The organism is Shouchella clausii, assembly GCF_002250115.1.
Lineage (GTDB): Bacteria > Bacillota > Bacilli > Bacillales > Bacillaceae_D > Shouchella > Shouchella clausii.
The window spans coordinates 2132446-2158661 of sequence record NZ_CP019985.1; the positions used below are offsets into that span (position 1 = coordinate 2132446).

Sequence of the window (26216 nt, forward strand, 5' to 3'; positions counted from 1 at the left end):
TGATAAGTGGTGGGTAGTTCACTTGAACCATTCTAAAACGTACCCAAGCAAAATCCCAATTGTAATGACGTCGGAGTCGCTAAACGTGACATTTTCAAGGCCAAATGACCCGAGAACGGGGATTAAAAGAGCTGGCAGCAATGTAATAAACAGACCGTGGACAATTCCGCCAATCGCTGCCCCGCGGAATCCGCCTATTGCATTACCAAATATGCCAGCCGTGCCGCCAGCGAAAAAGTTGGTCAGCATTCCCGGCAAAATCATGGCTAAACCGATAACCGGGAAGAACAGCATGCCGATGACGGTGCCAATGGTGGTGAAAATAAAGCCGACAATTACGGCATTCGGCGCATATGGGAACAACACAGGGCAGTCTAGCGCTGGGACAGAATTAGGGACAACTCGCTTTGCAATTCCTTTAAATGCCGGGACAATTTCGCCAAGGAAGAGGCGGACGCCAGCGAGAAGCACGTAAACACCGACGACAAATTGAATCGCTTGCATAAACGCAAAGACTAAATAGTGCATCCCGTCGCTGTATGCTTCGATAAAGGCCGGTCCTGCAAAAATAGTAGGGATGAGGTAAATAGGAATCATGACCACCATCATCGATAAATACGTATCTTGCAGAAATTCCAAGCTTTTTGGCAAGTTGATATCTTCCGTGGACTTTTCTTTGTTGCCGACAAGTTTTGCCGTACCTGCCTGGACAAGGTAGCCAAGTGTACAATAGTGGCCTAATGCGATGTCATTTGAGCCTGTAATTTTGCGAACAAACGGTTGGGCGATCGCTGGCATAAGCACAGCCATTGATCCAGCAATGACGCCGCCGAGTAGAATGAGCCCTAGGCCGCGGAGGCCGCCCATATAGCCGACGACGGAGCAAACAGTCGCCATCCACAATGAGCCTTGCCCGGTTAAAAAGATGTATTTTATTGGTGTGAAGCGGGCGATTAAAAGGTTGACCGCAAACGCTAAGACCATAATCAAAGCCGTTTCCCGGCCAAGTGTTTGCTGGGCGATGCCAGCAATAGCGCCTACATCGGTGACGATGCCTCGCATCGCAAACGCTTCTTGGAAGACGTCGCCTAGAAACTGCAAAGTGCCTACGATAATTTGTGTACCTGCTAAAAGGACAAGAAAACCGAGCATTGTTTTCATTGTGCCTGACACGATTTGGCCAATTGATTTTTTTAAGGCGATGAGGCCAATACAAGCAATGAGTGAGACGAGAATTGGCGCTTGTGATAAGATGTCGTTTACTAAAAAGTGCAAAATCTCCATTGGGGCTCCTCCCTTTTCATGATTGTCTCGTTTGTTTCGTTATAGGGCTTGTTTTGCTTTTAGGACGGGAACAAGCTTTTCTTCAATTTCTTTTTGGTCGACAAGCCGTTTTAAATAAAGAATGTCCGCTTCAATTTGGTAGTGTTTTAATTGCGATTCAAAATTTTGGCCAGTAATTAAAATGTCTGCCTGTTGGCTGCTCGCAGAGGATATATCACAATGGTTCAATGTTGCCTCTACTCCTAGTTTTTCGAGCACGGATTCCACCGCCATCTCACAGGCAAAGCTGCTTCCAAGTCCTGCCCCGCATACCATTAAAATCGATAGTTTTTTTGCCATAATTATCCCTCCAATTGGATCAGTTGGTTTTCATTAAAAGCCAGTTTCATAAACTCTTTTGCCAAAGTCGGCGGTTGGTCGATTGCTGTTAGGGGAACGGCTTTGACGTGCCCTTCCTTTAACGCTGCAAGAGTTGCCTTTTCGTCGTTAAGCAACGCATCGACTGCACATTTGCCCATCTGCTTGGCCATCAGGCAGTCATAGCTTGTCGGGTCACCTGCTCGTTGCGTATAGCCGAGTATGGAAAGCCGCACCCGCTTTCCTGTTGAATCCTCAAGCGCTCGGGCAAGTGCAAACGATACGCCCTGGTCGCCAGCAGAAAAACGCTTGTTCAAATAGATGCCTTCCGATACGACAATGATGACGCTTTTCCCTCGCGCTGAGCGAGTCTGTACTTCTGTAATAAACTCGTCTATATTGAGCTCATATTCAGGAAGGAGTACGATGTCTGCGCTAGCAGCAACAGCAGCTGCAAGGGGAAGCTGGCCGCAGCGCCCGCCAAAGGTTTCGACCATAAAAATCCGTCCAGGCAAGTTAGCTGCTGTTTGGCGGAGCCGATGGAGCGAATCGGCAATCGCATTGACGGCCGTGTCGTGGCCAATCGTGTATTCGCTTCCGCCAATATCGTTGTCAATTGTCATTGGTACAACTGCAACTGGCAAACTAGCGCTTAACGCTTTTGCCCCTTGGGCGGAACCGTTGCCGCCGCATACTACGAGGGCATCCATGCAGTCTTGCTTTAGTTTTTCGAGGACACGCTTTTGCCCCGCCTCATGGAGCATGGATGTGCTGCGGCCAGAGTGACATAGCAACTCTCCCTGAAGCACGGCCTCCCTCGCTGTCATTGGTGATATGGCGACAGGGTCCTGCTCAATGATCCCGTCAAATCCGCCATGATAGAAATAAAGGTTAACACCCGGCGTTTGGGCAATCGCCGCAATGGCACCATTTAGCCCTGGCGCATCGCCGCCGCTTGTTATTAAAGCAATGTTACGGGCCGTCGACATAGGCTTTCTCCCCTTCTTCGTTGAGAACGATTTTTGTTAACGTTTGCTTAGAGGTAGCAGCTTTTATTGCGTCTAATCGTTGTTCGTCATTGATTAGCTTTACAATGGAACGAAACGCTTTTAAGTGTGAAAAACTGTCAGAAGCGGCCAAGCATATCACAAGAAACACCGGGTCGTTGTCAGGATTGCCGAATGGAATGGGCTCTGCTAGCTGGATAAAACTAACACTTAGCTCATTTACGCCGTCTTCTGGCCGGGCGTGAGCAATCGCAACTCCTGGAGCAAGGACAATATAAGGCCCGTATTCTTGCACAGAGGCGATCATTGCTTCTGCGTAATTTTTTGTAATGGCGCCGCTTCTTTCTAAAGGCTTAGCGGCCGCATAAATGGCTTCTTGCCAATTGGCGGCGCGAACATTTAGTTCAATATGGTCTTCGCTCATTAGCTCGGCTAACAATGGCTGGATCACTCCTTCGTAAATTGGCAACTGATGTTTTTTAAACAGAGAGGTTAATTCTTCCATAAACGGTTTAAGCATGAACGATTTGCTGTTTGCTTTCGCAATTTCCACGATCGAACGGAAAAAATCTTCGTTCGTTGCTGTATGTTTTTGCCGTTGCTTTTGTTTCGATTTCGCTATTTGTGCAATCGTTGTTTGAATTAAGGCTGTGTCCTCATCCTTAAAAAACGGGGACACTTGCAAGCAAGGCACGCCTTTGATGGAAAGGGGCAATGTCGTTAAGACAAAGTCAACTTGTAATTTTTGAATGACATCGACTTCATAACGGGATAATGTTCCTAATACTTCAATGGAAGAAAAGCGCGTGTACAAGCTTTCCTCGATTAAACGGGCATTTGTAATGCCGTGTCCGCAAATAATAACTGTCCGGTACACAAGTGTTTGCCGCTTCAGTCTTTCAGAGGCGACGCAAGTATGCATGGTTAAGTAGGCAATTTCATCGATTGGAATTGTTAATTGCAGCGTTCGTTCTAATTCGTTTCCTGCCAAACGGCACGCTGCAAATAAATCAGGGTATTGTTTAACAATGACGTCGGCAATTGGGTTTTCAATAGGCAGTTCGTTTTTCAGCCGTCTTGCCATTGTCTGGATATGGGCGTAAATGTTTGAAAAATATTCTTGGTCATTTATAAACGGTAGTCCTGTCTGTTTTGTGATAGAGTGCACAAAGTCCATGACAGCGACTTGGATCTGACCCCAATTCCCTTCCATTTTGAATAAGAATTGCTCCTCTTTAGCGGTTGAAAGAAACAACGATAAGACGTAAATTTCGGTGTTTGGATCGGATAATGGTTTTTGAAAATCATATGTTTGGGCAAGAGCGAATGCTTGTTTGTCCAGTTGTTCTGGAATTATTGCCTTTTCCGTCAATAAGTAGCCCATTTTGATACGCTTTAGCGCTAGCAATGCATACAAACCAATTTCTAAATGGGTTTCGTACGTAAAACGGCCATTCTTTTTCTGTTCTATTGAACGAATCCATGCCAATGTCTGTTCCAACGCAGTGGCTTCCACCAATTTACAGCAATACTCTTCAAAAAATGTGGCTGCTTCGCTTTGTTTCAACATGTCCAAGCCTCTATTACGGCAGGCCCGTTTCAAAAACCGGAAAAGCCAGCGCCGCTTCGCAAACTCTGAGCCGACGACGGCGAATCCTTCTTTAGGCAAGCTGTCTAATCGCAAATTGTCGGCCAGCAGCTCCGTCCGCAGCCGCTGAATGTCTTTGTCTACTGTGCTTTTACTCACTTGCAAGTGCTCGCAAATCGAAGGGACCGTCACTTTCTCTTTAGCGTAAAAGAAAGCAAAGACAAGAAAAGCTTCGCGGTCTGCGGCATCAAGAAAGTGGAGTGTGTCAGAGCCAAGAAGCTTGTGTATCACTTCTTGATCGCAGTCATAATAAACGCCTTTTTTCCGATTCCGTTTCAGCAGAGGCTGGTGATGATCCCTTAAATAATCATCGATTTCCTCAAGGGCATAACGGATCGTCCGCGCAGAGACTTGGAATGTTTCGGAAAGCGATTTAACGGGCACATAGCTTTTATGCCTAACAATTTCTTGGAAGATTTCTGCATGTTTGCGTCTCATTCGCCACCCTCCTTTGGCTTAATCATATGTTACCGCTTTCATAATTTGAAGCTTAAAGTTCTTCCATTTTTAGCGGAAAAGAAGTAGGCGGCTAAGGCGGTAGAAACGGAAAGGTAGGTGTTTTTTATATGAATTTGAGAGTGGTTAAAAGGAAGGAGAAGGAAAAGCTTATTAAAGAAACGGCCTTCCCGAATAGGGATAAAGCCGTTTTAACTAGCAAAATGTACATTAGAGGGTGATCTGGATACTTCGATTCTCCGTGATTAAGTAAATAAGTAGTTGTTAATAATAGCCAACATTAATACTCACATACTTCCAAACAATTGCCATCCAAATCATAGAAGGCAAAATAACGTGCTCCATATTCTTTAAGTTCTTCGACTTGAACGCCATTGTTTTTTAAATGCTTATACGCGCTTTCGGCATCGGCGACATAGAAATTGAAGGCGCTGCGTCTTGGCTGAAAATAAACGTCCTCGTCAGTAAGAAATAACGTAATCGATGTATCGCCAAACTTAACCGATTGGTACTCCCCTTCGTCTCCTTTCCAACCTGGAACTCCCCCTAAAATGTCGGTATACCATTTAAACGCTTTTTCGATATCGCGAGTAGGCACAAAAACGGTGTCAATCCGTTGGAAAATTTGTGTCATTGCTAAGCCTCCTTTAATTGATGTGCCTATTTGTTCTACGCACGGTAGTAAAAACCTTCTTTTTGATTAGGATAACTATTTTCTTGATAGTAGGGACGTCTCCGGCCTTAACAAAAAGCACGGTTCACTAGCGATTTCACTCATATGATAAGATAGGAACGTGCTTTTTATTTAAAAGAAATAAGAAGGGGTTAGCATTTTGAGGTTATTGGAATCGATTCTCGTGGTGTTGGCAATCGCCGTATTTTTATGGTTCGTTATCAGTAAAACGAAGAAGCAGAAAATGATTGTTGTTGGATTAGCTGCCCTTTATATAGTGGCAGTGCTGCATGTGATGGTTGAAGGGCCGAGGTGGCAAATGACGTTCGCCTACTTGGTGCCGTTTTTGTTGACGATTGGAGTGTTGTTTAGAAAACAAGGCCGAGCGGGAAACCGTCTTTTGCGCTGGGGCGGGTATGGGCTTGCTGCTGCCTATGGGCTGGTGATGGTGGCAACCCCTTTGTTGTTGCCTGTCTTTTCATTTGAAAAGCCTACGGGCATGTACCCAGTTGGAACAGAAACATTTTATCTGAAAGATGAAAACAGAGAAGATGCACCTACTGTGGCAGACGGGCGAGAACTGATGGTACAAGTTTGGTATCCGAGCGAGAGCCAACAGGGAAAACAGGCTCCCTATACGAAAGACGTCGGACCGATTACGAAAGGATTGGAACAAGCACTGTCAATCCCTGCTTGGGTGTTAAGCCATCTTCGTTATGTTGATACTTACGCTACAGAAGGCAGCCAAGTTTCCGAAAAGGCCGATACGTATCCTGTGATTGTTTTCTCCCATGGCATGACAGGGTTTCGCAACCAAAATACATTTCAAGTTGAAGAGTTAGCAAGCCATGGCTATGTTGTCATAGGCATTGACCACGCCTTCGACGCTGCTGCGACAGTCTATCCAGATGGACGAAGTGTGTTGCTCAATGAAAACCACTTGTCTGGATTCGAACAGTTGGATGCCCATATGGACATTTGGGTAAAGGATGTGTCCTTTGTTTTAGATGAACTTGAAAAATGGAATCGGCCAGGCGCTGACGGCTATTTTGAAGGCAGGCTCGATTTAGAAAAAATCGGGATGTTTGGCCACTCTTATGGCGGGGCGGCAGCAGCGCAAATGCTTGCCCGCGACTCCAGAGTAAAAGTAGCTGTAAATATGGATGGGACGCTATACGGAAAAGAGCCTCCGGCAGATGGATTTGACAAGCCTTACTTGCAAATGAATGGCGAGAAAAGCATTGATAGAGCTGTTTTTGATGCAACTTTGGACCAAGCTGTGGCCCAAACCGGAAAGTCACGTGCTTCCTATGAAGCCTTTTGGGATGAAAGTCAAATGCGGCGGGAAACGGCGCTCTATGGCGGCGGTTATACGATGACCATTCCACACACATCCCATATGAGCTTTACAGACTTTCACTTGTTTTCGCCGTTGCTTGAAAATAAAGGAGAACATATTGAAGAAGTCCATCATCTTATCAATGACGTGAGCATTGCTTTTTTTGACGAGTTTTTAGCAGGGAAAGCAGCAGGGCTTGTGCAGGAACAAGCAAAGAAACATCCGGAAATTGGCCTTGAGGCCCCGTTTGCTCCTTGATAGAGTGGAGAGAACAGACTTTAAAACGTTTTTGAGATAGGATTCGTGAAGGCATTTTGCGAGGTGCTAATTGCCTTTGGTGCTGGAAGGAATGTTCTTTAGCTCCATGTGGCATAAAATTAACATTGTCTCTCTCGTGCTTACAAAGCCAGTTGAGTTTCTTTCAACTGGCTATTTGCCGTTGCTTAACATTCAGTGCTGGGCGATTAAGTAGACGGTTACGAGCGGCAGCATCACCAGCAAGTAAGAAGCGACAAGGCGGGAGTTTTTTAACTCTTACAATTTTGTCATGTGCGCCATTTCGTTTGTCATCTAAATCAAAGGCAAGTGTGCAGCTTCCTTAGTAAAATGAAGGGAACTTAAGAAGGAGGAAGCAGTCCATGGTTGTACTTGAAGCAACAAATATTCGCAAACAATACGGAAACAAATGGAATAAGCAGGAAGTGTTAAAAGGACTTGACTTAACGATTGAAAAGGGCGAGTTTGTTAGCATTATGGGGGCGTCGGGCTCAGGGAAGACAACGTTTTTGAATGTACTGTCGTCAATTGACCAAGTGACAAGCGGAACGATCATTATAGATGGGAAAGACATTACCACTATGAAAGAGCGGGAACTTGCTTGGTTTCGCCAACGGCATTTAGGGTTTGTTTTCCAAGAATACCACTTGCTTGAGACGCTTACCGTCAAAGAGAATATCCTGTTGCCATTGTCGGTTATGGGGGCAGGCAAAAAAGAAGCAGACGAAGCGTTTCGGTCTGTTGCGACAGAATTAGGCATTTACGAATTAAAAGACAAGTACCCTAATGAGCTGTCCGGTGGTCAGAAACAACGAACTTCAGCAGCCCGGGCATTTATTCACCAACCAAGTATGATTTTTGCCGATGAACCGACGGGGGCGCTCGATTCTAAATCGGCAACGGACTTGCTTAATAAACTCACTGAATTTAATCAAAAATACCAAGCAACGATTTTAATGGTGACGCATGATGCAGCAGCAGCCAGTTTTAGCAGCCGTGTCGTCTTTATTAAAGATGGGCAAATGTATACAGAAGTCATGCAGCAAGGCCGGACGAGAGAAGACCATTACGAAGAAATTATGAAAACCCAGGCCATTCTTGGGGGGATCAAGGCATGAATACAGGCCAACTGATCATGCGCAATTTGCGGAAAAACAGCAAAACGTACGGATTGTACATTTTCTCATTAACTTTTAGTGCGGCACTCTATTTTGCCTTTGTTACGTTGCAATATGATCCAGCTCTTGACGAGGCGGCTGCATCGGTAAAAGGCGCTGCTGCCATTCGGTCCGCATCGGTCTTGCTTGTTGCAATCATTGCGATCTTTTTGCTCTATGCCAATCGTTTGTTTTTAAAAAGGAGAAGCAAGGAAATCGGCTTGTTTCAGTTGGTTGGCATGCGGAAAGGCCGAATTTTTGGGTTGCTGTCAGGGGAAAATGTGCTCGTTTACTTTGGCGCGCTAGCTGTCGGCGTTTTCATTGGCTTTTATTTGTCAAAGCTGGCAATGGTAAGCCTGTACAGCATTATTGGTGTCGAAACGGCTGCGAAACTGCATTTCTCAGGCGCTGCTCTTACCCAGACGCTGCTTGTCTTTGCGGCTATTTACGTTCTAATGATGGCATTCACGTATGTCTATATCCGCAAGCAAACGATTTTGTCCTTGTTCCAAATTAAAGCAAAAACAGAAACGATCACACAAGGATTTCGTGCATTTGAGATCGCGGTTGGCATACTTGGCATTGTGTTGATTGGATTTGGCTACTGGTTATCCTCTAAATTGTTTGAAGGACAATTCGTCACACAGAGTGAGTTGTTTCTAGCGATGACGACGATTTTGGCTGCCTGCATTATCGGCACATTGTTGTTCTATAAAGGAACGGTCAGCTTTGTTGCGAAAGTGATTCGCCGCAAAAAAGATGGCTATTTGAACATTCGCGAAGTGATGTCCTTGTCGTCGCTCATGTTTCGAATGAAATCAAACGCAGTGTTGCTAACTGTGATTACAACCGTATCGGCACTAGCGATTGGACTGCTGTCATTAAGTTATATTACCTATTATTCAGCAGAAAAATCGGCACAACAATGGGTGCCGACTGACTTTGCTTTTGTGAGCGGCGAAGATGCAGAAGCGTTTAAAATCAAACTTGACCATATCGGAGTTGACTATCAAGAACGTACGACTGAATTTATACAAGGCAATGTCAACATAGAAGAAATCATTGCTTCATCGACGGAAATGATGACCGGGACAGTGGAAGAAATGGCGATCACAAGCGCTGCCTATATGACAGATGTCCATGTGTCCACTGACGAAGCAGTATTAACTGGCTACAATGACTTGTTACAGCGGTTTGTCACGTTTAAAGAGGAAGGCGACATTGCGATCGAACTTGGGGAAGAGACTATCAGCCAACAATATCGTGGCTTAAAGAAAGAATTTGTTATCCCTTATTTTTACCCAAGCAGCGGAATGCCGACTGTTGTTGTCAATGAAGAAACGTTTGCTTCACTGAAAAAGCAACAAGAAGCAGAGAAATCTTATGGCATTGATATTGTAGAAGAATCAGCAGTAGTTGAGGCGAATACAGCTTATCAAGAAATGGATTTTCATGAACAAAGCGAGTCACAATGGGCGATGGCGACAAACCAAAAAGCCCATATGGGTTTATACATGTTCATTGTCGCTTTCTTAGGGCTGACGTTTTTAATTACGTCAGGCTGTATTCTTTATTTTAAGCAAGTGGATGAAACAGAAGGCGAAAAGCACAATTATACGATTTTACGCAAGCTCGGCTTTAATCGACGCCAGCTAGAAAAAGGCAGCTACGCCAAACAATTATTTGCGTTCGGCATTCCACTCCTTTTAGGCTTGTCCCATAGCTATTTTGCTGTACAATCAGGCTGGTTCTTTTTTGGCGGTGAATTGTGGACGCCGATGCTGCTAGTCATGGCTGTTTATACAGCTCTCTATTCGATCTTTGCTTTATTGTCTGTATGGCATACGAAAAAAGTCATAAAGGAGGCGCTATAGCCATTACGAAGAGGAAAAAGCGGGCGTTCGACAGAGCGCTCGCTTTTTCCTCTATTTGCAGTGGTAAAACGGCCTTTATAATATACCGCGCACTGGCTCATTAATTGACAATGCCATGGTAAAGGATTTTCGTGTTAAGGTTAACCGAAATCGGTATTTGCGGATATAATTCTTTCCAATTGGTGTTTTGCCAATCATGATAATAAAAAGCACGCATATGCTTGCCAATCCCGTAATAATCACAGTTTGCTGCTTGAATGATTTGGATCACTTCTTCGCTCTCCTTTGTCAATTGCGCGGTAATGCGTTTATTCAATTCATCGACGTTCTCTTGGATGTAAAGGGTGTCTTTCGGGTATTCAATGACATTTAAAGTCAATTCCACATCGAAACTGACTTGGAATTGGCCCGCGCTATTTTTCGTTAGCTTCATGCGCGACTGGCGGTCTTCTACATCAACAGTTGCATAGTTGTTTGCTTTAATCGCATAGTCGTCGCTTACTTTTATATTTAAGCGCGGCTCCTTGTCTTGTTTTTGATCTAATAACAACAAGCGCAATGTTTGGTCTGCGTTTAATTCACCTGACATTTTGTTTTGGTTAAACAAGGCTACCCCATGTAACTCAATATTATGGTGGTCGATTACTTGAAGAAGAGGCAAAACGAAATCGGTTCCTTTATCAAACAGTAAGGAAAGAATATCTTCTAATGAAGTTGTTGGAATATGCCCTGTATTTTCTAAGCCATTGAGCAAGTCCCCTAAGTAATTGCTAATAAGCGGTGTTTCTGCCGTTTTTACATGGAGGGCATCTTTAGCTGGCCCATTGACAACGCCAATGCGTGCATTGGTCGTGCTGACAGGCGAGCGGTAGTGCACATCAAGCATCGAGTAAATATTTTGTTCAGCCAGCCCTCTGCTTAACAATGTGACTCGGTTTTTCGAGGCAAACAACTCGCCTGAGACTTTCCTGTCTAATTGGATGCGGCTGTCCCGTGGAGTCGTGCCAACGCCTGAGATAATTGCGGGCGTCGTCGACACGTCGGGTCCTGCTCCAGTCCGGTTTTGTGTGCCGCCTCCAATTGTGACAATCGTCGTTTCAATTTTTCCGTCATGTGTTTGGTCGAGCGCTTGGCTATAAATTAAATTAATATCTTTGACAAGGCGCTGGTCCCAACAGCCTGTTAACAGCAAAAGTATAAGGATTGCTCGGATCGCTTTCACACTTTCGACCTCCTTTTAAAAACGACAGCAATTAGAAGCATAAGCAAAGGGATGACAAAGTTCATTGTTGTACCAAATTCGTCTGTTCTCGTTATCATTTTTCTTACTTGGAAAATGCTGTCAGGCATGAGGTTCACTAGAAAGGTGCTGAGCAAAGCTAGGATGACAAACAAATGGTAACGCTGTGAGCGGAAGAGTGTCATCGTACCGATCACACCACAATAAATGTAAATCGCATAAGTCGTAATAACAATAACCGACCAAAGGCATAGAAAAATTAAATCGATCCGCTCCACAATCGGGAAAGAAAACGACTTGATCAAATAGAGAAATGGTTCCGGCAATAGCTTCATTTCCCCAGCGCTAAATGTCATGTAACAGGCAAGGACAACAACTAGATAAATAAATGTGACTACCCAATGTGCCAGTGAAACAACTTTTATTTTTTCGGCGGCAGTCGCTTTTACGTATGGAAAAATCAAGCTCATGACAATATAGCCATTAATGGCAAAAGAAGCAGCCAACGTCCCTTTCATAAGCCCGCTCGGTTTAGCTACACCGATCGGCAGTAAATTTAAAAAATCGGCATTATGAAAAAAACCACCAATCATGACGATTGGAATGAGAAGAATGAGCGGAGCAGCCAAGACAAACATCCGCGCCTTTTGATCGAGTGTGCTTAATAAAAGGGGCAAACATGTAGCGATGATAAGCCCCATAAAAACAGGCTCAGGCGTTTTTATTAAAATCCAAATAACAATGAGTTGAGTGAAGTTTTTCAACACAAGCGCTGCAGTGTAAACAAAATAAACAATGTATATAAGGGTTAGGACTTTTCCGGCAAAAACGCCCAATGTTTTTTCACAAATTGAAAATAAATGGTCATTGGGGAAGCGTTTATGCAGGAACCATAAGCCCAAAAGTGCGATTTGCACTAAAACAGCCGACATAAGCAAAGAAATCCAACCGTCTGTTTGCGCTTCCTTGTAAAGAGAGTATGGCAATGAGAGAATGCCGATTCCAATTTGTGATTGCACATAAAACCAAAACAACTGTGTTTTCCCTAAACGCTTATTTGTTTCCATTGCCTCATCCCCCCTTTCGCGACGTCCGTTTCGAATAGGGAGATGCATAACGGGTATGCCGTTGGATTAACCAATGGGGGAATCGCAGCAAACCATCTTTGACGCCTTTGAGACTAAAAGGGGCAAGCGGCAAAAGGTAAGGTGTCCCGAATGAATCAAGCTTGACAAGATGCATGAGAATGGCGAAGAAAGACAATATGACGCCAATCAAACCAAATGCGGCACTAGCGAGCATGAGCGGGAAGCGAATGAGGCGAACGACTGAACTCATCTCCGTGTTCGGAATGACATAGGAAGCGATCGCGGTAATAGCGACAACAATAATCATCATATTGGACACAAGTCCGGCATTGACAACGGCTTCGCCTATGACAAGTCCACCGACAATGCCGATCGTTTGACCAATCGGCGCTGGCAGCCTCACACCTGCTTCACGAATTAGCTCGATCGTGACTTCCATAATTAGCGCTTCAACGAGCGGCGGATATGGAATGTTTTGCAATGAGCTTTTGACGGAAATGATCAGCGGTTGAGGAATGATTTCAAAATGAAACGCAACTAAAGAAATATACAAGGATGGCACAAAAATGGCAATGAAAAGCGCCAGCAAGCGAACGGAGCGCAAAAAGCTACCCAAAAAAAAATGGAAATTGTAGTCATCGACTGCCTGCAAAAAACTAAAAAAGGAAACAGGCAGAATCATAGCAGTTGGATTGCCTTCTATTAAAACCGCAATTCGTCCTTCGGCGATATTTCCAACGACAACATCTGGTCGTTCAGAATAAAGATTTTGTGGAAAAATTGACCGTTTTGAGTTTTGAAGCAGTTCGTTTATAACGCCAGGAGAAATCGTTAAGTCCTGGTCGATCGCTTCTAGTTTTTTCATAACTTCTGCTAATACAGTAGCAGAAGCTCTGTCGTGCATATAGACAATGGCGACGTCCTTTTTTATCGTTTTTCCTACCTTTTTTTTACGGACAATCAGTGCTTCCGTAGGTGCTTGCCTGCGGACAAGATGAAGGTTGACTAGAAGGCTTTCGACAAAGCCCTCATGTGTTCCCTGGAGGGCGCGCTCATTTGTCGGTTCCTCTATGCCACGATTTATCGATAGGGCTGCATCTACCATAAAAAAAGACGGGCCCCGTTCATAGAAAACGATTGCAGCTTGCCCTTTATAAAGAAGAGGCACGCATTCGGCAATGGTCGCTTTTTTTTCATAGGAAGCAGAAGCGAGTGCTTCTTGGAGAGACCGCTTTGAGGCAGGAGCCTGATTCAGTTGCTTGAAAAGTATGTCCTCGAGCCATTTTTCATCAACTAATGAATTTAAAAACAAGACAAACCCATGCAAGCCTTGGTAGGTGAACTCGCGAAAAACAAGATCATCTGTACCATGCATAGCCGCTGTAAATTTGTTTTTAATCTGTTTTAGTTCGCTCATCTAAACCACCCTCTACTTGCTAATAGGCTTACTATTTCCTAAGAGTGGTTCTTTATACGGCAGTCAGCTTGAGTGGAGACCTGAACGTTGCCACCGTTTGGGCAGCTATGCGTTGAGAAACGAGGAATTGCCTGCTCGCTTTGAGGTTCGTGTGGTGCTAGTTTTTTTAAATGAAAATAAAAGGATAAATGATGCGAATGTATGCAAATAACTGGGTTTCCTCCCCTCCTTTTTACTAGATATGTACGCGTGAAGGAGAAAAATGTATTTTTACCAGTTCTTTAATCACGAGTCTTTCCTCTGCGTTTACAGTTTATGCCCACTTTCGTTGCTTATTTTAACAAAGCGAAAGAAAGGCGAATTTGAAAAAAGGGTTGATTGGGGACGCTTTGTTGGCTTATAGTGGTTACTGGATTGATTGGCCTCATTTACAATCGGGAAATGTGGGCGCTTTTTTAGTGTCTGGCAATACAAAGCCTTGTATGGATGGGCCAAATGATGGAGGAGGAGTATTTGTGAATAAAATGAAATGGTTTTTGCTTGTGCCTTTCAGCACGCTTGCGTTAGCGGCTTGTGGAAGCGACAATACAAGCGGTGACGGTGGGCAAGAGGCAGAGGCGGAAACCGAACCTGCGGCGGAAACGGAAGAGCTAACAGCTGAAGACGTATTAGTAAAAACAAGTGAAGCGATGGAAGCTCTCGATAGTTTTCGCATGGAAATGTCAATGGATTATGGGATGGAGTACGACGGCCAGCCGATGGAAATGTCAATTGGCATGACTGCTGATATGATTCAAGAGCCCCTATCGGCTTACTTGAGCACGACTATGTCCGATTCAGAAACGGGTATGGATTTTACAACAGACCAATACATGGTTGACGATGTTTTTTACATGCAAAATCCACTTGGACCAGAGTGGATGAAGTATGATATGAGCGAAGATCCAGCATTTGCAGCAGAAATGGAAATCGATACGCAAGAACAGCTTGACGTATTGAAAAGCGTCGCAGAACATATTGCCCTTGAGGAAGAGGAAGGGGCTTATGTCTTAAAAGTAGACGGATCAGATAAAGAAATGAACTCATTGGTTGAATCTTTTATGGAAATGGGCCAAGAAGACGCGCTTCCAACTGAAGAAGACATGGCAGCAATGGAAGGCTTTGAATTAAAAAACGTTACATACACCATTTATGTCAATAAAGAGACATACCTTCAAGAAAAAATGGTAATGGATTTTGAGATGGCTTTTGACGATGAAAGCGGAAGCTTTAGTATGTCTGGCACGGCCGAGGCAACTTACTCGAAATTCAATGAGTTTGACGAGATTGATATACCACAAGAAGTGTTAGATAATGCTGTTGATGGTGCAGAAATTGAAGCAGAATGGGAAGCTGAGCTCGAAGCCCTTGAAGACATTGAAGACATTGAAGGCCTCGAGGATATTGAAGGCTTCGAAGATATTCTTGAAGATATTGAAGACGAGAATGGCGAATAATAATTTGCAACAACACGCGTCCTTTTGATCAAGGGCGCGTGTTTTTTATGCACACTTTTTCAAAAAAAGCACACTCATTAGGCGCTATGTTTAATAATTGCCCTATTAGGGTTAAGAAATAGCAAGCAACGGATAAAGCAAGCGTTGCTCAGAAACCACACTATTTAGGAGGTTTTCATTATGCAAGAAAAGGTAGATCTCTATCCTTCACGCGTTAAGGAGACCGCAACCATTATGGAAAGAAAAGATCCAATCGTTTATTCAAGGGAAAAAGGACCGCTCGATCGTGAGGAAGTGGCTTTTTATGAGGCAAATGGGTATGTAATGTTGGAACGGCTTTTTCAAGAAGACGAAGTGCAAATCATGGCTAATCAATTGGAAGAAGTGATGAAACAGAACCAAGAGCGGGACAGTGATGAAGTCATCAAAGAGCCTGATAGCAATGAAATTCGCTCCGTTTTTGAAGTCCACAAAGACAACGGCTTTTTTGAAATGTTATCTAAACATGAGCGCATTGTGGCAATTGCAGAACAACTCTTAGGCAGCCAAGTGTACATCAACCAATCGCGCATTAATTTTAAACCTGGCTTTAAGGGCAAAGAGTTTTTCTGGCATTCTGATTTTGAAACGTGGCATGTGGAAGATGGGATGCCAAATATGCGGGCTGTCAGCTGCTCGATTATACTTACGGATAACTATGAATTTAACGGGCCTTTAATGCTTATCCCAGGCTCACATAAATGGTATGTTTCTTGTGCGGGCACAACGCCAGACAACCATTACAAATCATCGTTAAAGCAACAAGTTGCAGGAACGCCTGACCATACAAGTTTGCAATGGCTGACTGAACAAGCGGGCGGTCGGATTGACCGTGCTACTGGCCCAGCCGGATCGGTGCTGTTTTTTGAGTGCAATACGATGCATGGCTCCAATGCCAACCTTTCTCCTTACCCACGAAGCAACGTCTTTTTCGTATTTAACTCAATTGAAAACCAGTTGCAGGCACCTTACTCAGGAAAACAACCAAGGCCTGAATTTTTAGCCAACCGCGACAGCATTGCCCCAATCCAACCTGTAAAAGAAAGCATTGCCCAACATGTCCACGCAACGAAATAAAGGATTGACCAAGCTCCTATTGGGGCTTGGTCCGTCTGCTGTAAATGTTTCATATGAGAGCCCCGGTCTATTCAGATCTTCACCACGATTTCATGCATGGTCCAACAACTGTTTTAACATATTTCCGAAAGAAGTCTCCCTCTTCAAGCGACCTGCAAGGGATAAGTGGTGGGTAAGTTCACTCAAATAAACCAAGGAGTTCTGGGACAAGGAGCGACAATTCTGGAATGAAAGTAACCAATAACAATACGAAAGTGGTGGCAATGAAAAACGGGACGAGCGGCTTGATGACGTTTTCCAATTGCAAACCAGCTACTTTTGTGCCTACAAACAGTACAGGCCCCATTGGCGGGGTAATCGTGCCAATGCTTAAGTTGAACACAATCATAATACCAAAATGGATGGGATCGACGCCGTAGCTTTGCGCAATTGGCCAGAAAATCGGCGTAAAAATGAGAATGGCCGGTGTAGGGTCCAAAATCGTGCCAATTATGAGCAAAACGATATTCATAATCAATAAGATCACAATCATATTGTCAGTGAAGCCAAAGAGCGAATCGGCGAGTAGAGCTGGAATGTTTGTATAGGCCATCACCCACGACATCATCATCGACACACCGATAAGAAAAATGACAATCACAGTCGTTCGCGTAGCTGTAAGCAATATGTCGGGCAAATCCGATAATCGGATCGAACGGTAAATAAACGACAACGCCAGCGCATACAAAACAGCAATAGCCGAAGCCTCAGTGGCTGTGAAAATACCGCCAACAATGCCACCAATGACGACGACGATTAAAAGAAGGCTAGGAATCGCTTGCCAGAGCACACGAATGGCTTCTCTCAGCGGCACGCGTTCAGATCGGGGCAACTTCTGTCTTCTCGCCATGAAGGCGATGACCGCCATGCAGGCAAGCCCCCAAAGAATGCCAGGCAAATAGCCGGCGATAAATAAAGCGGCAATCGATGTGCCGCCGCTGGCCAATGAGTAGACGATCAACGTATTGCTTGGTGGAATAATCATGCCTGATGGCGCTGATCCGATATTGGCTGCTGCGCTAAATTCCCGTTTATAGCCTTCCTTTGCTTGTAAAGGCGACATGGTCTGTCCAACTGCGGCGGCAGAAGCAACGGCCGACCCACTAATGGAGCCAAACAGCATATTGGCAACAACATTTGTATGGGCCAGTGATCCAGGCAAGCGACCGCTGATGACTTTGGCGCAGTTAATTAACCTGAGCGCTATACCACCATTATTCATAATCACCCCTGCGAGTACAAAGAAAGGAATTGCCAGCAGTGTAAATGAGTTCATACCTGTAAAAAGGCGTTGTGCCGAGGCGACTAAGCCATTGTGAAAACCGACGATACTGATCATAGCGCATAAAGAGCCTAATCCAACACTAATGCTAATGGGAACGCCTATGATGAGTAGTGCGCCAATGACGAGTAGCAATATAAGTGCAGCTTGAATGGCCATTTCCATCCTTTTTTGCCTCCTATTTTTGTTTTGGTGCTGTTTTTGTCAGTGCATGCATGTGAAAGGCACAGTAAATGACAATAAAAATGCCGCTAATAGGAATAGCGCTGTAAAGGAGCCCTACAGGAACGCCGAGCGAGGCTGACGTTTGCGACCAAGTAAGCAACATTAGCTGTGTGCCGCCGATAATCATTACAAGGACAGCAAAAGCGCTCGTTATCAGTTCAATAAGCCAATGAATGACGTGACGAAACGGAGCAGAGAAGCGCTCTTTTACGAATGAAACAGCAATATGGCCTTTTTCACCAAAAACTAATGCTGCGCCAAAGAGAGCGAGCCAAACAAAACAATATTTCGCGAATTCTTCTGAAAACGAACTTGGGGCATTAAAGACAAAACGGGTGACTACTTGCCAAGAAACCAACAACACCAAAAAAGAAAACAAGACAATGCAAAAAAAGCGCAATCCTAAATCCAATCGTTGTTTTGCTTTCTCCATTTAAAAGCTCCCCTCCTCGTTTGCCGCCTTTTGAACAGTTTCATACAATGCTTTCGCTTCTGGGGACTCAAGGTGGTGATCGATGACAGGTTGGACCGCTTCTTGGAAAGCAGCGACATCGACATCATTAAAAATGGCACCAGCCTCCTTGGCTGTGGAAATGGCTTGTTCGAGTTCTTTATCAAATAAAGCAACCTGCGTGTCAATCGCATGTTTCATTTCCTCGAGAAAAATCTCCCTATGTTCACTGGTCATGTTTTCGAGTAGACCGGCATGCGCGACAATGTAATCAGGCACCATTAAATGCTGTGTATACGAGTAATAAGGCGCGATTTCAACATGGCTTAAATTCGCATAAATCAATTCATTGTTTTCTGCACCATCAAGCACGCCTGATTGTATAGCGGTATACACTTCGCCTTGGCCCATAGGTGTGCCAGTACCGCCCATATGGCTCAACATTTGAATGTTGGTATCGCTTTCAATGATGCGGATTTTTAACCCTGTTAAATCAGATGGTTCTTCAACTGGCCGATGTTTGTTATAAACGTTACGCACGCCCCCGTGGAAAGCGCCTAAAACAGATAGTCCGTCCTCTTCTAATGAAGTATATAAATCGCCAACTATTGTCTTATCGTTGATGACGTCCATTTGGTGTTCTTTTGATTGAAACACATAGGGCAAGTTAAACACGGCAAAGTCGTCGTTGAAATTCTCCATTAAACTGCCGACGACTACGGCCATATCAATGGCACCGATTTGTACCATTTCTAACGATTCACGTTGTGCTCCAAGGAGCTCATTGGGATAGATTGATAATTCATAAGCGCCGTTTGTTCGCTCTTGTAGCCGTTTCCCCATTTGTTCTAGTGCAATATATTGTGGGTTGCTTTTCGGTTGGTTGAACGATACACGGATAATGTGGGCTTCGTTGCTTGGCATCTCGATTGCGCCAACAGGCTCTGCCGTTTTGTTACAGCCGCTTAGCACAAATAGGGGGACTACAACGATACCCAGTATGGTCGCTTTTTTCATTTTGGCCTTTGCTCCTTTCGCCTCCTAAAACATCGACTTGCAGCCTAGTAGCTGTCTTTAACAGTATCAGGTTAAAGAAATATATTCCGCATTGCGGAACATGGTTTTATTATTATAATCGTATTAAATTCTACGTTCTTATATTCTATAAATACGAACTTTTATTAAAAGTTTATCAGTCGATTTGCAAACTGCGCATTTGTCCACTATGATAGAATCACAGCGAAAAACCGATAAAGGTGGAAACGACGAATGTCTAATGTGCAATCCGTTGAACGGGCTTTGTCGATCTTAAATTTGCTTTCCAAATATCCGAAAGGGATCAAGCTAACCGATTTAGCCAATCGTTTAAAGCTATCAAAAGCAACTGCCCACCGTTTGCTTGCTACACTCATTGATTTGAATTATGTCCGTCAGGATAGAGAAACAGAAAAATATAAATTGGGGTACCAGATCGTCTCCATGGCCACGTATTTTCTTGAGGGCCATGATCTAATTTCGACTGCCAGGCCTCATTTAACGGAACTTTCCGAACAAGCAAATGAAACCGTTCACCTATGCATAGAAGACAACGGAATGGTATTGTACATTGACAAAATAGAGAGTACGCAACCGATTGCCATGTATTCCCGAATTGGCAGTAAAGCGCCAATGTATTGTACGGCAGTTGGAAAAGTGATGTTAGCAGGAATGGAACAACAAAAATGCGAGGAACTTGCGGCCTCGTTTGACTATCAGAAAATGACGCCCTATACGATCGATAACCCTAACAAGCTATTACAAGAAATCGCAAAAGTTAAACGCCAAGGTTATGCGATTGATAACCAAGAAATTACAGAGGGGATCCGTTGCATTGCTTGCCCAATAATAGACTATACCGATAAAACAATAGCGAGCTTTAGCATGTCAGGACCGATGAACCGCCTAACGAACAGTGATTTTGAACATACGTTGATTGCAAAAATGCTTGAGACAAGTGAAGCGATCTCAAGAGAATGCGGATGGCCAGGGGAAAAAACAGAGTCAAAAACCCATAGTAGAGTCAAAACACGGACAGTGGATGATACTGTTCGTGTTTTATTGTGATTAGAACGAGAAGGGTGACTCACTTTTGTCAGGAAGTATGCTATATTTATTGATAATGATTATCAATTAACTGAGGTGTGTTCGAGTGAGAGATTGGAAAGAAGCGATGATCCGTTTGGAAAAAGCGACAACAAGCAGTGCCTCTCCGGTTCATAGCATGGCGTACGCGGACACGTATATGCTCTGCTTTGTCCAGTCCGGTTCTTTGGCGGTCCAGGTAAATGATACAAAGGCATCGCTGTCCCCCTATCATTTTTATCTTTTAAAACCTGGGGATGCCTACCACTTTCCAGGCGAAGGCGCGGAAATCGCCCTATTTTATTTCCGTATGTATGGCTCAGGAGAGAACGGTGAGTTGCTACAAGCGACGAATTGGCATTTTCCAAGACGAAAAGGATGTACGAATGAAAAAACGGCAGATCTTGCAGCTGCTCTTTTGAGAAAAAACAAATATGCGTTTTTCTGGAACCAAGTCCAGTTTCCAGACTTGTTATTCCGCTGTTTGGAAGAAGGCAGCAATATCTCGATGAGCGGAATTGAATTGGCAAAGCAATATATTGAAGAAAATCCCCATGCCCGCATTAGCTTAAAAACGTTAGCGGGATTATCAGGCCTCCATCCGTCGTATTTAAGTGAAAAGTTTGCGCAACAAACGGGCAAAAGTGTGTCACAATATGCAGCGGAAGTCAAATTAACGGAAGCAAAACGGCTTATTCAAACAACGACGTTGCCCCTTAAAGACATTGCACATCGAATCGGCTATGACGATGAATTTTATTTTAGCAGGAAGTTTAAAAAGGAGGTTGGTCTCTCGCCTAGCCAGTATAGAGAGAAGAAAATGCTGAAACTGGCCGCCTACGATCTTGATTCGCTAGGTGAATTGCTTGCTTTGCGGCAAATACCATTTGCTGCCCCGATGCATCCAAAATGGACAAAGCACTATTATGAGCTGTACCAGCACGAGGTTCCTGTCCATTTGAGCGCTTACCGGGCGAATCATGATTGGCAAGCAAATATGGAAAGGATGATCGACTGGAAACCGGACGTTTTAATTGCGAAAAGGAAACTCCATGAAGAAGAACGAGATGCCTTTACTGTCTCCATTCCTACTTTTATAGACCTTAGCAACGCTGGAAGTTGGAAAGACCAGTTTATCGTCGTCGCCGAAGCCTTACATGAACAGAATGAAGCACAGCGGTTTCTTAGCCACTATGAAGAGACAGCTGTCGTTTGCAAACGATGGATTGAGAAAGAAAACACGGCCAGTCCAGTCATTTTGCGGATTGCAGGCGAGGCGATTTATTTGTATACAAACCCAGGCATTTCAAGTTTGTTTCATGACGTTGGTTTTGAAGGCTGGCAGCAATCGGTAGCACGCTTGTCTTTGCTTGAGCTTAAAGAATTATCGCCGAGATGGTTGTGGGTGCTTTGCCTCCATGACAGCCAAACAAAGGCGTTCTATGAACATGTCCGGCAAAGTGAAGAATGGAACGGGCTGCCTGCTGTAAGAACCGGCCAAGTCAAACATTTGCCGTCTGATTTGTGGTTCGAATACTCTGCCTTTGCCCAGTGGCGCAAGCTTCTTTTTCTACACTCCCAACTTCAGTCCATGTAATTGCTGAAAAAATTCCATGTGCATAAACAAGTTGTCCCCCTATACTAACCAATAGTGATAATCGTTCTCATTTAATTGGCGATAAAGAAAGGGGCTATAAACAATGGAAAAAGGGTGGTTCGGGGCACTTGCCTTGGCGAGTATAGCTGTATTAACAGCATGTGGTTCTGGAGCAGAGGGCAGTGGTCCAGCTAATGAAGGAACGAGAGAGAACAGTGGGGAACAACAGGGCAATGGTGAGCAGACGCTCTCGTACCTTGGCCAAGACTATGTACTGCCGGAAAACGTCGAGCGCATTGTTGTAACGGGAGCGATGGAAGCAATGGAAGATGCTCTTGTTCTCGATGTAGAGCCAATTGGCGCTATGACCATTGGCGGTGCGTTTCCTGATATGTTTGCGCCGATTACTGGGCAAACAGAACCAATAGGCGAAAAGACGGAGCCAGATGTAGAAAAAATTTTGGCACTCGACCCAGATGTCATCTTAGCTTCAACAAAATTCCCTCCTGAAGTCATTGAAGAGCTTGAAAAAATAGCGCCAACTGTGCAAATTTCACACATTGCAACAGACTGGGAAGACAACCTTCGCTTTTTAGCGGAGCTAACAGGCAAACAAGAGGTGGCAGAGGAATCGATTGCCGCTTACTACGAGGAATTGGAAGAGGCGAAGGCAGTAATTGGCGATTCGTTAAAGGATCAAACGGTTTTAGCGGTCCGTGTGCGAAATAACGATCTCTATATTTATCCGGAAACCGTATTTGTCAATCCAATTCTTTATGAAGATTTAGGCATTGAGGCGCCGGAAGTCACACAAGCTGCCGAAGCACAACAATTGATTTCGACAGAACAACTTGCAGAAATCAATCCTGATTATTTGTTTATTCAAGATGCAGCACAAGAGAACTCAGAAAATGAAGGGGAGTTGCTTGAACAACTGCAGGATGACCCAATTTTGCAAAATGTCCCTGCCCTTGCTGAAGGACGGACATTTGTTAATGTTGTTGACCCATTGTCTGAAGGAGGTCCGTCTTGGAGCAGGATCGAGTTTTTAAACGAGGCTGTTGATCTCCTTGTGGATTAACGTCGGCGCCTTCCGACCAGCAAGGCGAAACGCAATATTTCTCGCCATTGGGTTTGTCGGTCTCATAGCAGCGATCGGATGGTGTTCACTTGCTATTGGCGCAAAGTCAATGGAGTGGAGCACGGTCATACAAGCGCTGTTTCAGTTTGATCCTGGCAATACGGACCATCAAGTAGTATGGCGTACGCGCTTGCCACGCTTTGCCGGGGCAGCACTCATTGGCGCAAGCCTCGCGGTCTCAGGGGCGTTGATGCAAGGCATTACGCGGAACTATTTAGCTTCCCCATCCATTATGGGGGTAACTGATGGTTCGCTGTTTATGATTACGGTCTTAATGGTATGGCTTCCAAGGGCGTCGGGGCTCGAAATGATCTTATTTTCCCTAGTTGGCTCTGCTGTAGGAGCAGGTGCAGTTTTTGGGGTTGCCTCGCTCTTGCCACATGGTTTTTCCCCTGTCCGGCTTGCGATTTTAGGAACGATTATGGGGACGTTTTTAGGAGGAGTCGCCCAAGCGATTGCTGTCTATTTCCAAGTCTCTCAAAACGTCAGCTTTTGGTATAGCGCCAGGCTTCACCAAATGGAACCATCCTTACTGGCGTTGGCGCTCCCATTCTGTGTCGCAGGCACCCTATTAGCGCTGTCTTTGTCACGGCAAATTACAGCGCTTGCTTTAGGCGATGAAGTATCGGCGGGTATCGGGCAGCGCACTCGCTTGATTAAACGTTTAGCGTTTTTGGCCGTTGTCATTTTAACGGGTATATCGGTTGCCTTGGCAGGAAAAATCGCTTTTGTAGGCCTAGCCATACCCCATATTGCCCGGTTTCTATTTGGGTATGATTACCGAAAAATTATTCCTGCATCTGCCGTATTAGGAGCGATGTTTTTGCCTCTTTGTGATGTAGCGAGCCGCCTCGTCAATTTTCCGTTTGAAACGCCTGTTGGCATAATGACATCTTTCGTTGGCGTGCCTTTTCTCTTGTACTTAATTAAAACCAAAGGAGGGAAAAGGCATGCCCTCTGATCGAAAGCGCTATGGATTGTTTCTAGTTGGGGCAGCTACACTGCTCATCGTCGCAGTTTATCTTCATTTAACGAGTGGGTCATATGAATTAACGCTTACGGAAACGTTCAAGACGTTATTTCGGCTCGAAGAAAACACGCGCTTCGACCTTGTTGTCTTTGAATTCCGCTTGCCTCGCATTGTGATTGGGGCGACCGTCGGATTTGGGCTTGGCCTTGCAGGGGCGATTTTACAAGGCATAACGCGAAATCCGCTGGCTGACCCAGGCATCATAGGCATTAATGCCGGGGCAGGGGCGGCTGTTGTTTGTTTTATGTTCTTCTTTCAAGGGCAGCTGTCTACTGTCAATTGGCTTAGCATACTGGCAATGCCACTCTTTGCCTGGTGCGGCGGTTTGCTTGCCATCGCATTTATTCTCGCATTTGCAATGGAAAAGGGCCGGCTCGATCCGCAAACATTTATATTGACCGGCATCGCCGTTTCGGCTGGGTTTGGAGCGCTCACGCTGTTTTTCTCACTAAAAATGAATCCTAGAGATTACGAAATGGCTGCTGTTTGGTTAGCAGGCAGCGTTTATAGCGCCAATTGGAAACATGTCATCACAGTGCTGCCGTGGATTTTTTTATTGACGCCTGCTGCCTTTTATAAGGCTAGAGTTCTCGACGTGCTTGGCTTAGCTGATACAAGTATAAAAGGGCTTGGCGTTGACTTGGCAAAAGAGCGCCGCCTCCTGATTTTGCTTAGTGTTGGCCTTGTGAGCGCATGTGTATCTGTGTCTGGGAGCATGACATTTGTTGGTTTGCTTGCCCCTCACATAGCAAGGAGGCTTGTAGGGATCCACCATCGTTTTCTTTTGCCGTCTAGTGGACTTACAGGAATGGGGATCGTCGTCGCTGCTGATTGGCTAGCAAAAACGATGTTTGCCCCTGCACAGCTCCCGGTCGGCATTGTCATTTCGATAATCGGCGTCCCTTATTTTGTCTTTCTGTTATTCCAAACACAAAAAGCTAGGTAAATCGATGCACGGAAAAGGAGGTTGGTGACATGCTAAGCAATGCTGGGGCATACGTATTGCCTCATAGCGATAAGTGGGTTTTAAAAGCAAATGGCAGCGAACACGTCATATTTGTATCGGTGCCATCAGAACAGGCACCTGAAAGTGGATTTCCTGTGTTGTATTTGCTCGATGGCAATGCAGTATTTGCCTCGATGACAGAGGCGCTTCGCCTCATGACACGGCCGCCACATGGTTTTTCTCCCGCGGCTGTTGTCGCCATTGGTTATGACACCGATGGACCGTTTTGTAGGGAAAGGCGCTTTTTTGATTATACCGTTTCTGCTACACAAGAGGAGGTTGGCACAGGCAAACATGGCGAACCTTGGCCACCATCAGGCGGGGTAGACGTTTTCCTTTCTATGTTAGAAGAACAGCTAATGCCTGAGCTAGAGCAAAAATACCCCCTTGATCCAACAAAACGAGCATTTTTCGGGCATTCACTCGGCGGTCTTTGCGTTCTTCATACATTATTTACGAGAAACCACTTGTTTGACACGTATATAGCAGGAAGTCCGTCGGTTTGGTGGAAAAACCGCTATATTCAAGACATGGCAGCCGCGTATTTAGCGGAAGCGGGAACACGCGATGCTGCAGCGCCCGTAAAAAAGCTACTGCTTAGTGTAGGAGAAAAAGAAAAATCCCATATGGTCGAAGATGCGATCGCCCTCCATGCTCGTTTAACAAGGAATGCATCCAACATTCAATCCACTTTTTTCTCTGTGCCAGAAGCTGGACATATGAGTGTATTGCCTACACTGATCGGAGAAGCGATTCGGTTCTTTTTGGCTAATGGAACAGAGTCTGAACATTTATAAGGCAACCGCCAGTAAGCTCATCAAACTTACTGGCGATTGAAGGTGTAGCCAACGCTACGTTGCTTGGCTCTCAATTTATCACATATACGTTTCTCAGTC

Annotated in this window: 22 protein-coding genes; 11 read left to right on the plus strand and 11 right to left on the minus strand. The window is 44.8% G+C overall.

All coding sequences use genetic code 11. From position 1 onward, the window contains the following. Window positions 1–18: 18 nt before the first annotated feature. The 5 genes from BC8716_RS10160 to BC8716_RS10180 form a co-directional block, all read right to left on the minus strand. Window positions 19–1284 carry a PTS sugar transporter subunit IIC gene (locus tag BC8716_RS10160; protein WP_094425374.1) on the minus strand — a complete coding sequence of 422 codons (1266 nt, stop codon included), beginning with the start codon at window positions 1282–1284 and terminating at the stop codon, window positions 19–21. Between the two features lie 39 nt (window positions 1285–1323). Continuing rightward, window positions 1324–1623, minus strand: a complete 300-nt coding sequence (locus BC8716_RS10165; protein ID WP_062745618.1) for a PTS sugar transporter subunit IIB — start codon at window positions 1621–1623, stop codon at window positions 1324–1326. Window positions 1624–1625: 2 nt separating this feature from the next. After that, complete coding sequence (locus BC8716_RS10170; RefSeq protein ID WP_094425376.1) at window positions 1626–2630, minus strand: 6-phosphofructokinase; 1005 nt, start codon at window positions 2628–2630, stop codon at window positions 1626–1628. Continuing rightward, complete coding sequence (locus tag BC8716_RS10175) at window positions 2614–4734, minus strand: BglG family transcription antiterminator (protein WP_094425378.1); 2121 nt, start codon at window positions 4732–4734, stop codon at window positions 2614–2616. Before BC8716_RS10175 ends, BC8716_RS10170 begins: the two co-directional genes overlap by 17 nt. A gap of 298 nt (window positions 4735–5032) precedes the next feature. Next, window positions 5033–5386, minus strand: a complete 354-nt coding sequence (locus BC8716_RS10180; protein WP_094425380.1) for a VOC family protein — start codon at window positions 5384–5386, stop codon at window positions 5033–5035. 199 nt (window positions 5387–5585) lie between these two features. Here BC8716_RS10180 and BC8716_RS10185 point away from each other — a divergent pair, with 199 nt between their 5' ends. The 3 genes from BC8716_RS10185 (at window position 5586) to BC8716_RS10195 (ending at window position 10071) form a co-directional block, all read left to right on the plus strand. After that, the gene (locus BC8716_RS10185) at window positions 5586–7022 is read left to right on the plus strand and encodes an alpha/beta fold hydrolase (protein ID WP_094425382.1); all 1437 of its coding nucleotides are present in this window, start codon (window positions 5586–5588) and stop codon (window positions 7020–7022) included. Between the two features lie 380 nt (window positions 7023–7402). Next, the gene (locus tag BC8716_RS10190) at window positions 7403–8158 is read left to right on the plus strand and encodes an ABC transporter ATP-binding protein (protein WP_094425384.1); all 756 of its coding nucleotides are present in this window, start codon (window positions 7403–7405) and stop codon (window positions 8156–8158) included. Further along, window positions 8155–10071: an ABC transporter permease gene (locus tag BC8716_RS10195; RefSeq protein WP_094425386.1), complete on the plus strand. Its 1917-nt coding sequence runs from the start codon at window positions 8155–8157 to the stop codon at window positions 10069–10071. The genes BC8716_RS10190 and BC8716_RS10195 overlap by 4 nt, the downstream gene beginning before the upstream one ends. A gap of 100 nt (window positions 10072–10171) precedes the next feature. Here BC8716_RS10195 and BC8716_RS10200 read toward each other — a convergent pair whose 3' ends face one another. The 3 genes from BC8716_RS10200 to BC8716_RS10210 are packed head-to-tail and all read right to left on the minus strand — an operon-like array spanning window position 10172 to window position 13816. Next, complete coding sequence (locus tag BC8716_RS10200) at window positions 10172–11293, minus strand: Ger(x)C family spore germination protein (protein WP_094425388.1); 1122 nt, start codon at window positions 11291–11293, stop codon at window positions 10172–10174. Further along, the gene (locus BC8716_RS10205; protein ID WP_157730402.1) at window positions 11290–12378 is read right to left on the minus strand and encodes a GerAB/ArcD/ProY family transporter; all 1089 of its coding nucleotides are present in this window, start codon (window positions 12376–12378) and stop codon (window positions 11290–11292) included. The genes BC8716_RS10200 and BC8716_RS10205 overlap by 4 nt, the downstream gene beginning before the upstream one ends. A 4-nt stretch (window positions 12379–12382) precedes the next feature. Beyond that, window positions 12383–13816, minus strand: coding sequence for a spore germination protein (locus tag BC8716_RS10210; protein ID WP_094425392.1), 1434 nt, complete (start codon window positions 13814–13816; stop codon window positions 12383–12385). A gap of 524 nt (window positions 13817–14340) precedes the next feature. Between BC8716_RS10210 and BC8716_RS10215 the strand changes: the two genes are divergently transcribed. Both BC8716_RS10215 and thpD read left to right on the plus strand, forming a co-directional pair. Continuing rightward, window positions 14341–15312: a DUF6612 family protein gene (locus BC8716_RS10215; RefSeq protein WP_322500145.1), complete on the plus strand. Its 972-nt coding sequence runs from the start codon at window positions 14341–14343 to the stop codon at window positions 15310–15312. 180 nt (window positions 15313–15492) lie between these two features. Then, window positions 15493–16428 (plus strand): ectoine hydroxylase, encoded by a 936-nt coding sequence (gene thpD / locus BC8716_RS10220; RefSeq protein WP_094425395.1) that lies wholly within the window; start codon window positions 15493–15495, stop codon window positions 16426–16428. 178 nt (window positions 16429–16606) lie between these two features. Here the strand turns inward: thpD and BC8716_RS10225 are convergent, their stop codons facing one another. From BC8716_RS10225 to BC8716_RS10235, 3 genes are read right to left on the minus strand one after another with little or no spacing between them, the layout of a single operon-like run. Further along, a complete protein-coding gene (locus BC8716_RS10225) occupies window positions 16607–17908 on the minus strand; it encodes a TRAP transporter large permease (protein ID WP_094429223.1) in 1302 nt (433 codons plus the stop codon). A gap of 19 nt (window positions 17909–17927) precedes the next feature. Further along, on the minus strand, window positions 17928–18407 hold the full coding sequence (locus BC8716_RS10230) for a TRAP transporter small permease (RefSeq protein ID WP_094425396.1): 480 nt from the start codon (window positions 18405–18407) through the stop codon (window positions 17928–17930). After that, window positions 18408–19442, minus strand: coding sequence for a TRAP transporter substrate-binding protein (locus BC8716_RS10235; RefSeq protein WP_094425398.1), 1035 nt, complete (start codon window positions 19440–19442; stop codon window positions 18408–18410). Window positions 19443–19694: 252 nt separating this feature from the next. On the opposite strand from BC8716_RS10235, the gene BC8716_RS10240 reads away from it, so the two are divergent. The 6 genes from BC8716_RS10240 to BC8716_RS10265 all read left to right on the plus strand — a co-directional run bounded on the left by BC8716_RS10240 (window position 19695) and on the right by BC8716_RS10265 (window position 26117). Beyond that, window positions 19695–20528, plus strand: coding sequence for an IclR family transcriptional regulator (locus BC8716_RS10240; protein WP_094425399.1), 834 nt, complete (start codon window positions 19695–19697; stop codon window positions 20526–20528). An 85-nt stretch (window positions 20529–20613) separates the two neighbouring features. Next, the gene (locus BC8716_RS10245; RefSeq protein WP_094425401.1) at window positions 20614–22143 is read left to right on the plus strand and encodes an ABC transporter substrate-binding protein; all 1530 of its coding nucleotides are present in this window, start codon (window positions 20614–20616) and stop codon (window positions 22141–22143) included. Between the two features lie 103 nt (window positions 22144–22246). Continuing rightward, window positions 22247–23224: an ABC transporter substrate-binding protein gene (locus BC8716_RS10250; RefSeq protein WP_094425403.1), complete on the plus strand. Its 978-nt coding sequence runs from the start codon at window positions 22247–22249 to the stop codon at window positions 23222–23224. Window positions 23225–23270: 46 nt separating this feature from the next. Further along, the gene (locus BC8716_RS10255) at window positions 23271–24245 is read left to right on the plus strand and encodes a FecCD family ABC transporter permease (RefSeq protein ID WP_406550705.1); all 975 of its coding nucleotides are present in this window, start codon (window positions 23271–23273) and stop codon (window positions 24243–24245) included. Continuing rightward, a complete protein-coding gene (locus BC8716_RS10260; protein WP_094425407.1) occupies window positions 24235–25260 on the plus strand; it encodes a FecCD family ABC transporter permease in 1026 nt (341 codons plus the stop codon). The genes BC8716_RS10255 and BC8716_RS10260 overlap by 11 nt, the downstream gene beginning before the upstream one ends. A 29-nt stretch (window positions 25261–25289) precedes the next feature. Next, window positions 25290–26117 carry an alpha/beta hydrolase gene (locus tag BC8716_RS10265; RefSeq protein WP_094425409.1) on the plus strand — a complete coding sequence of 276 codons (828 nt, stop codon included), beginning with the start codon at window positions 25290–25292 and terminating at the stop codon, window positions 26115–26117. Window positions 26118–26216: the final 99 nt, after the last annotated feature.

Bases quoted from the DNA above. Each gene is read 5' to 3' on its own strand.
- BC8716_RS10230 (WP_094425396.1), bottom strand. From the start codon at position 18,407: ATGGAGAAAGCAAAACAACGATTGGATTTAGGATTGCGCTTTTTTTGC.
- BC8716_RS10215 (WP_322500145.1), top strand. From the start codon at position 14,341: ATGAAATGGTTTTTGCTTGTGCCTTTCAGCACGCTTGCGTTAGCGGCT.
- BC8716_RS10160 (WP_094425374.1), bottom strand. From the start codon at position 1,284: ATGGAGATTTTGCACTTTTTAGTAAACGACATCTTATCACAAGCGCCA.
- BC8716_RS10235 (WP_094425398.1), bottom strand. From the start codon at position 19,442: ATGAAAAAAGCGACCATACTGGGTATCGTTGTAGTCCCCCTATTTGTG.
- BC8716_RS10195 (WP_094425386.1), top strand. From the start codon at position 8,155: ATGAATACAGGCCAACTGATCATGCGCAATTTGCGGAAAAACAGCAAA.
- BC8716_RS10260 (WP_094425407.1), top strand. From the start codon at position 24,235: ATGCCCTCTGATCGAAAGCGCTATGGATTGTTTCTAGTTGGGGCAGCT.
- BC8716_RS10165 (WP_062745618.1), bottom strand. From the start codon at position 1,623: ATGGCAAAAAAACTATCGATTTTAATGGTATGCGGGGCAGGACTTGGA.
- BC8716_RS10190 (WP_094425384.1), top strand. From the start codon at position 7,403: ATGGTTGTACTTGAAGCAACAAATATTCGCAAACAATACGGAAACAAA.
- BC8716_RS10210 (WP_094425392.1), bottom strand. From the start codon at position 13,816: ATGAGCGAACTAAAACAGATTAAAAACAAATTTACAGCGGCTATGCAT.
- BC8716_RS10205 (WP_157730402.1), bottom strand. From the start codon at position 12,378: ATGGAAACAAATAAGCGTTTAGGGAAAACACAGTTGTTTTGGTTTTAT.
- BC8716_RS10175 (WP_094425378.1), bottom strand. From the start codon at position 4,734: ATGAGACGCAAACATGCAGAAATCTTCCAAGAAATTGTTAGGCATAAA.
- BC8716_RS10250 (WP_094425403.1), top strand. From the start codon at position 22,247: ATGGAAAAAGGGTGGTTCGGGGCACTTGCCTTGGCGAGTATAGCTGTA.
- BC8716_RS10180 (WP_094425380.1), bottom strand. From the start codon at position 5,386: ATGACACAAATTTTCCAACGGATTGACACCGTTTTTGTGCCTACTCGC.
- BC8716_RS10170 (WP_094425376.1), bottom strand. From the start codon at position 2,630: ATGTCGACGGCCCGTAACATTGCTTTAATAACAAGCGGCGGCGATGCG.
- BC8716_RS10225 (WP_094429223.1), bottom strand. From the start codon at position 17,908: ATGGCCATTCAAGCTGCACTTATATTGCTACTCGTCATTGGCGCACTA.
- thpD (WP_094425395.1), top strand. From the start codon at position 15,493: ATGCAAGAAAAGGTAGATCTCTATCCTTCACGCGTTAAGGAGACCGCA.
- BC8716_RS10265 (WP_094425409.1), top strand. From the start codon at position 25,290: ATGCTAAGCAATGCTGGGGCATACGTATTGCCTCATAGCGATAAGTGG.
- BC8716_RS10240 (WP_094425399.1), top strand. From the start codon at position 19,695: ATGTCTAATGTGCAATCCGTTGAACGGGCTTTGTCGATCTTAAATTTG.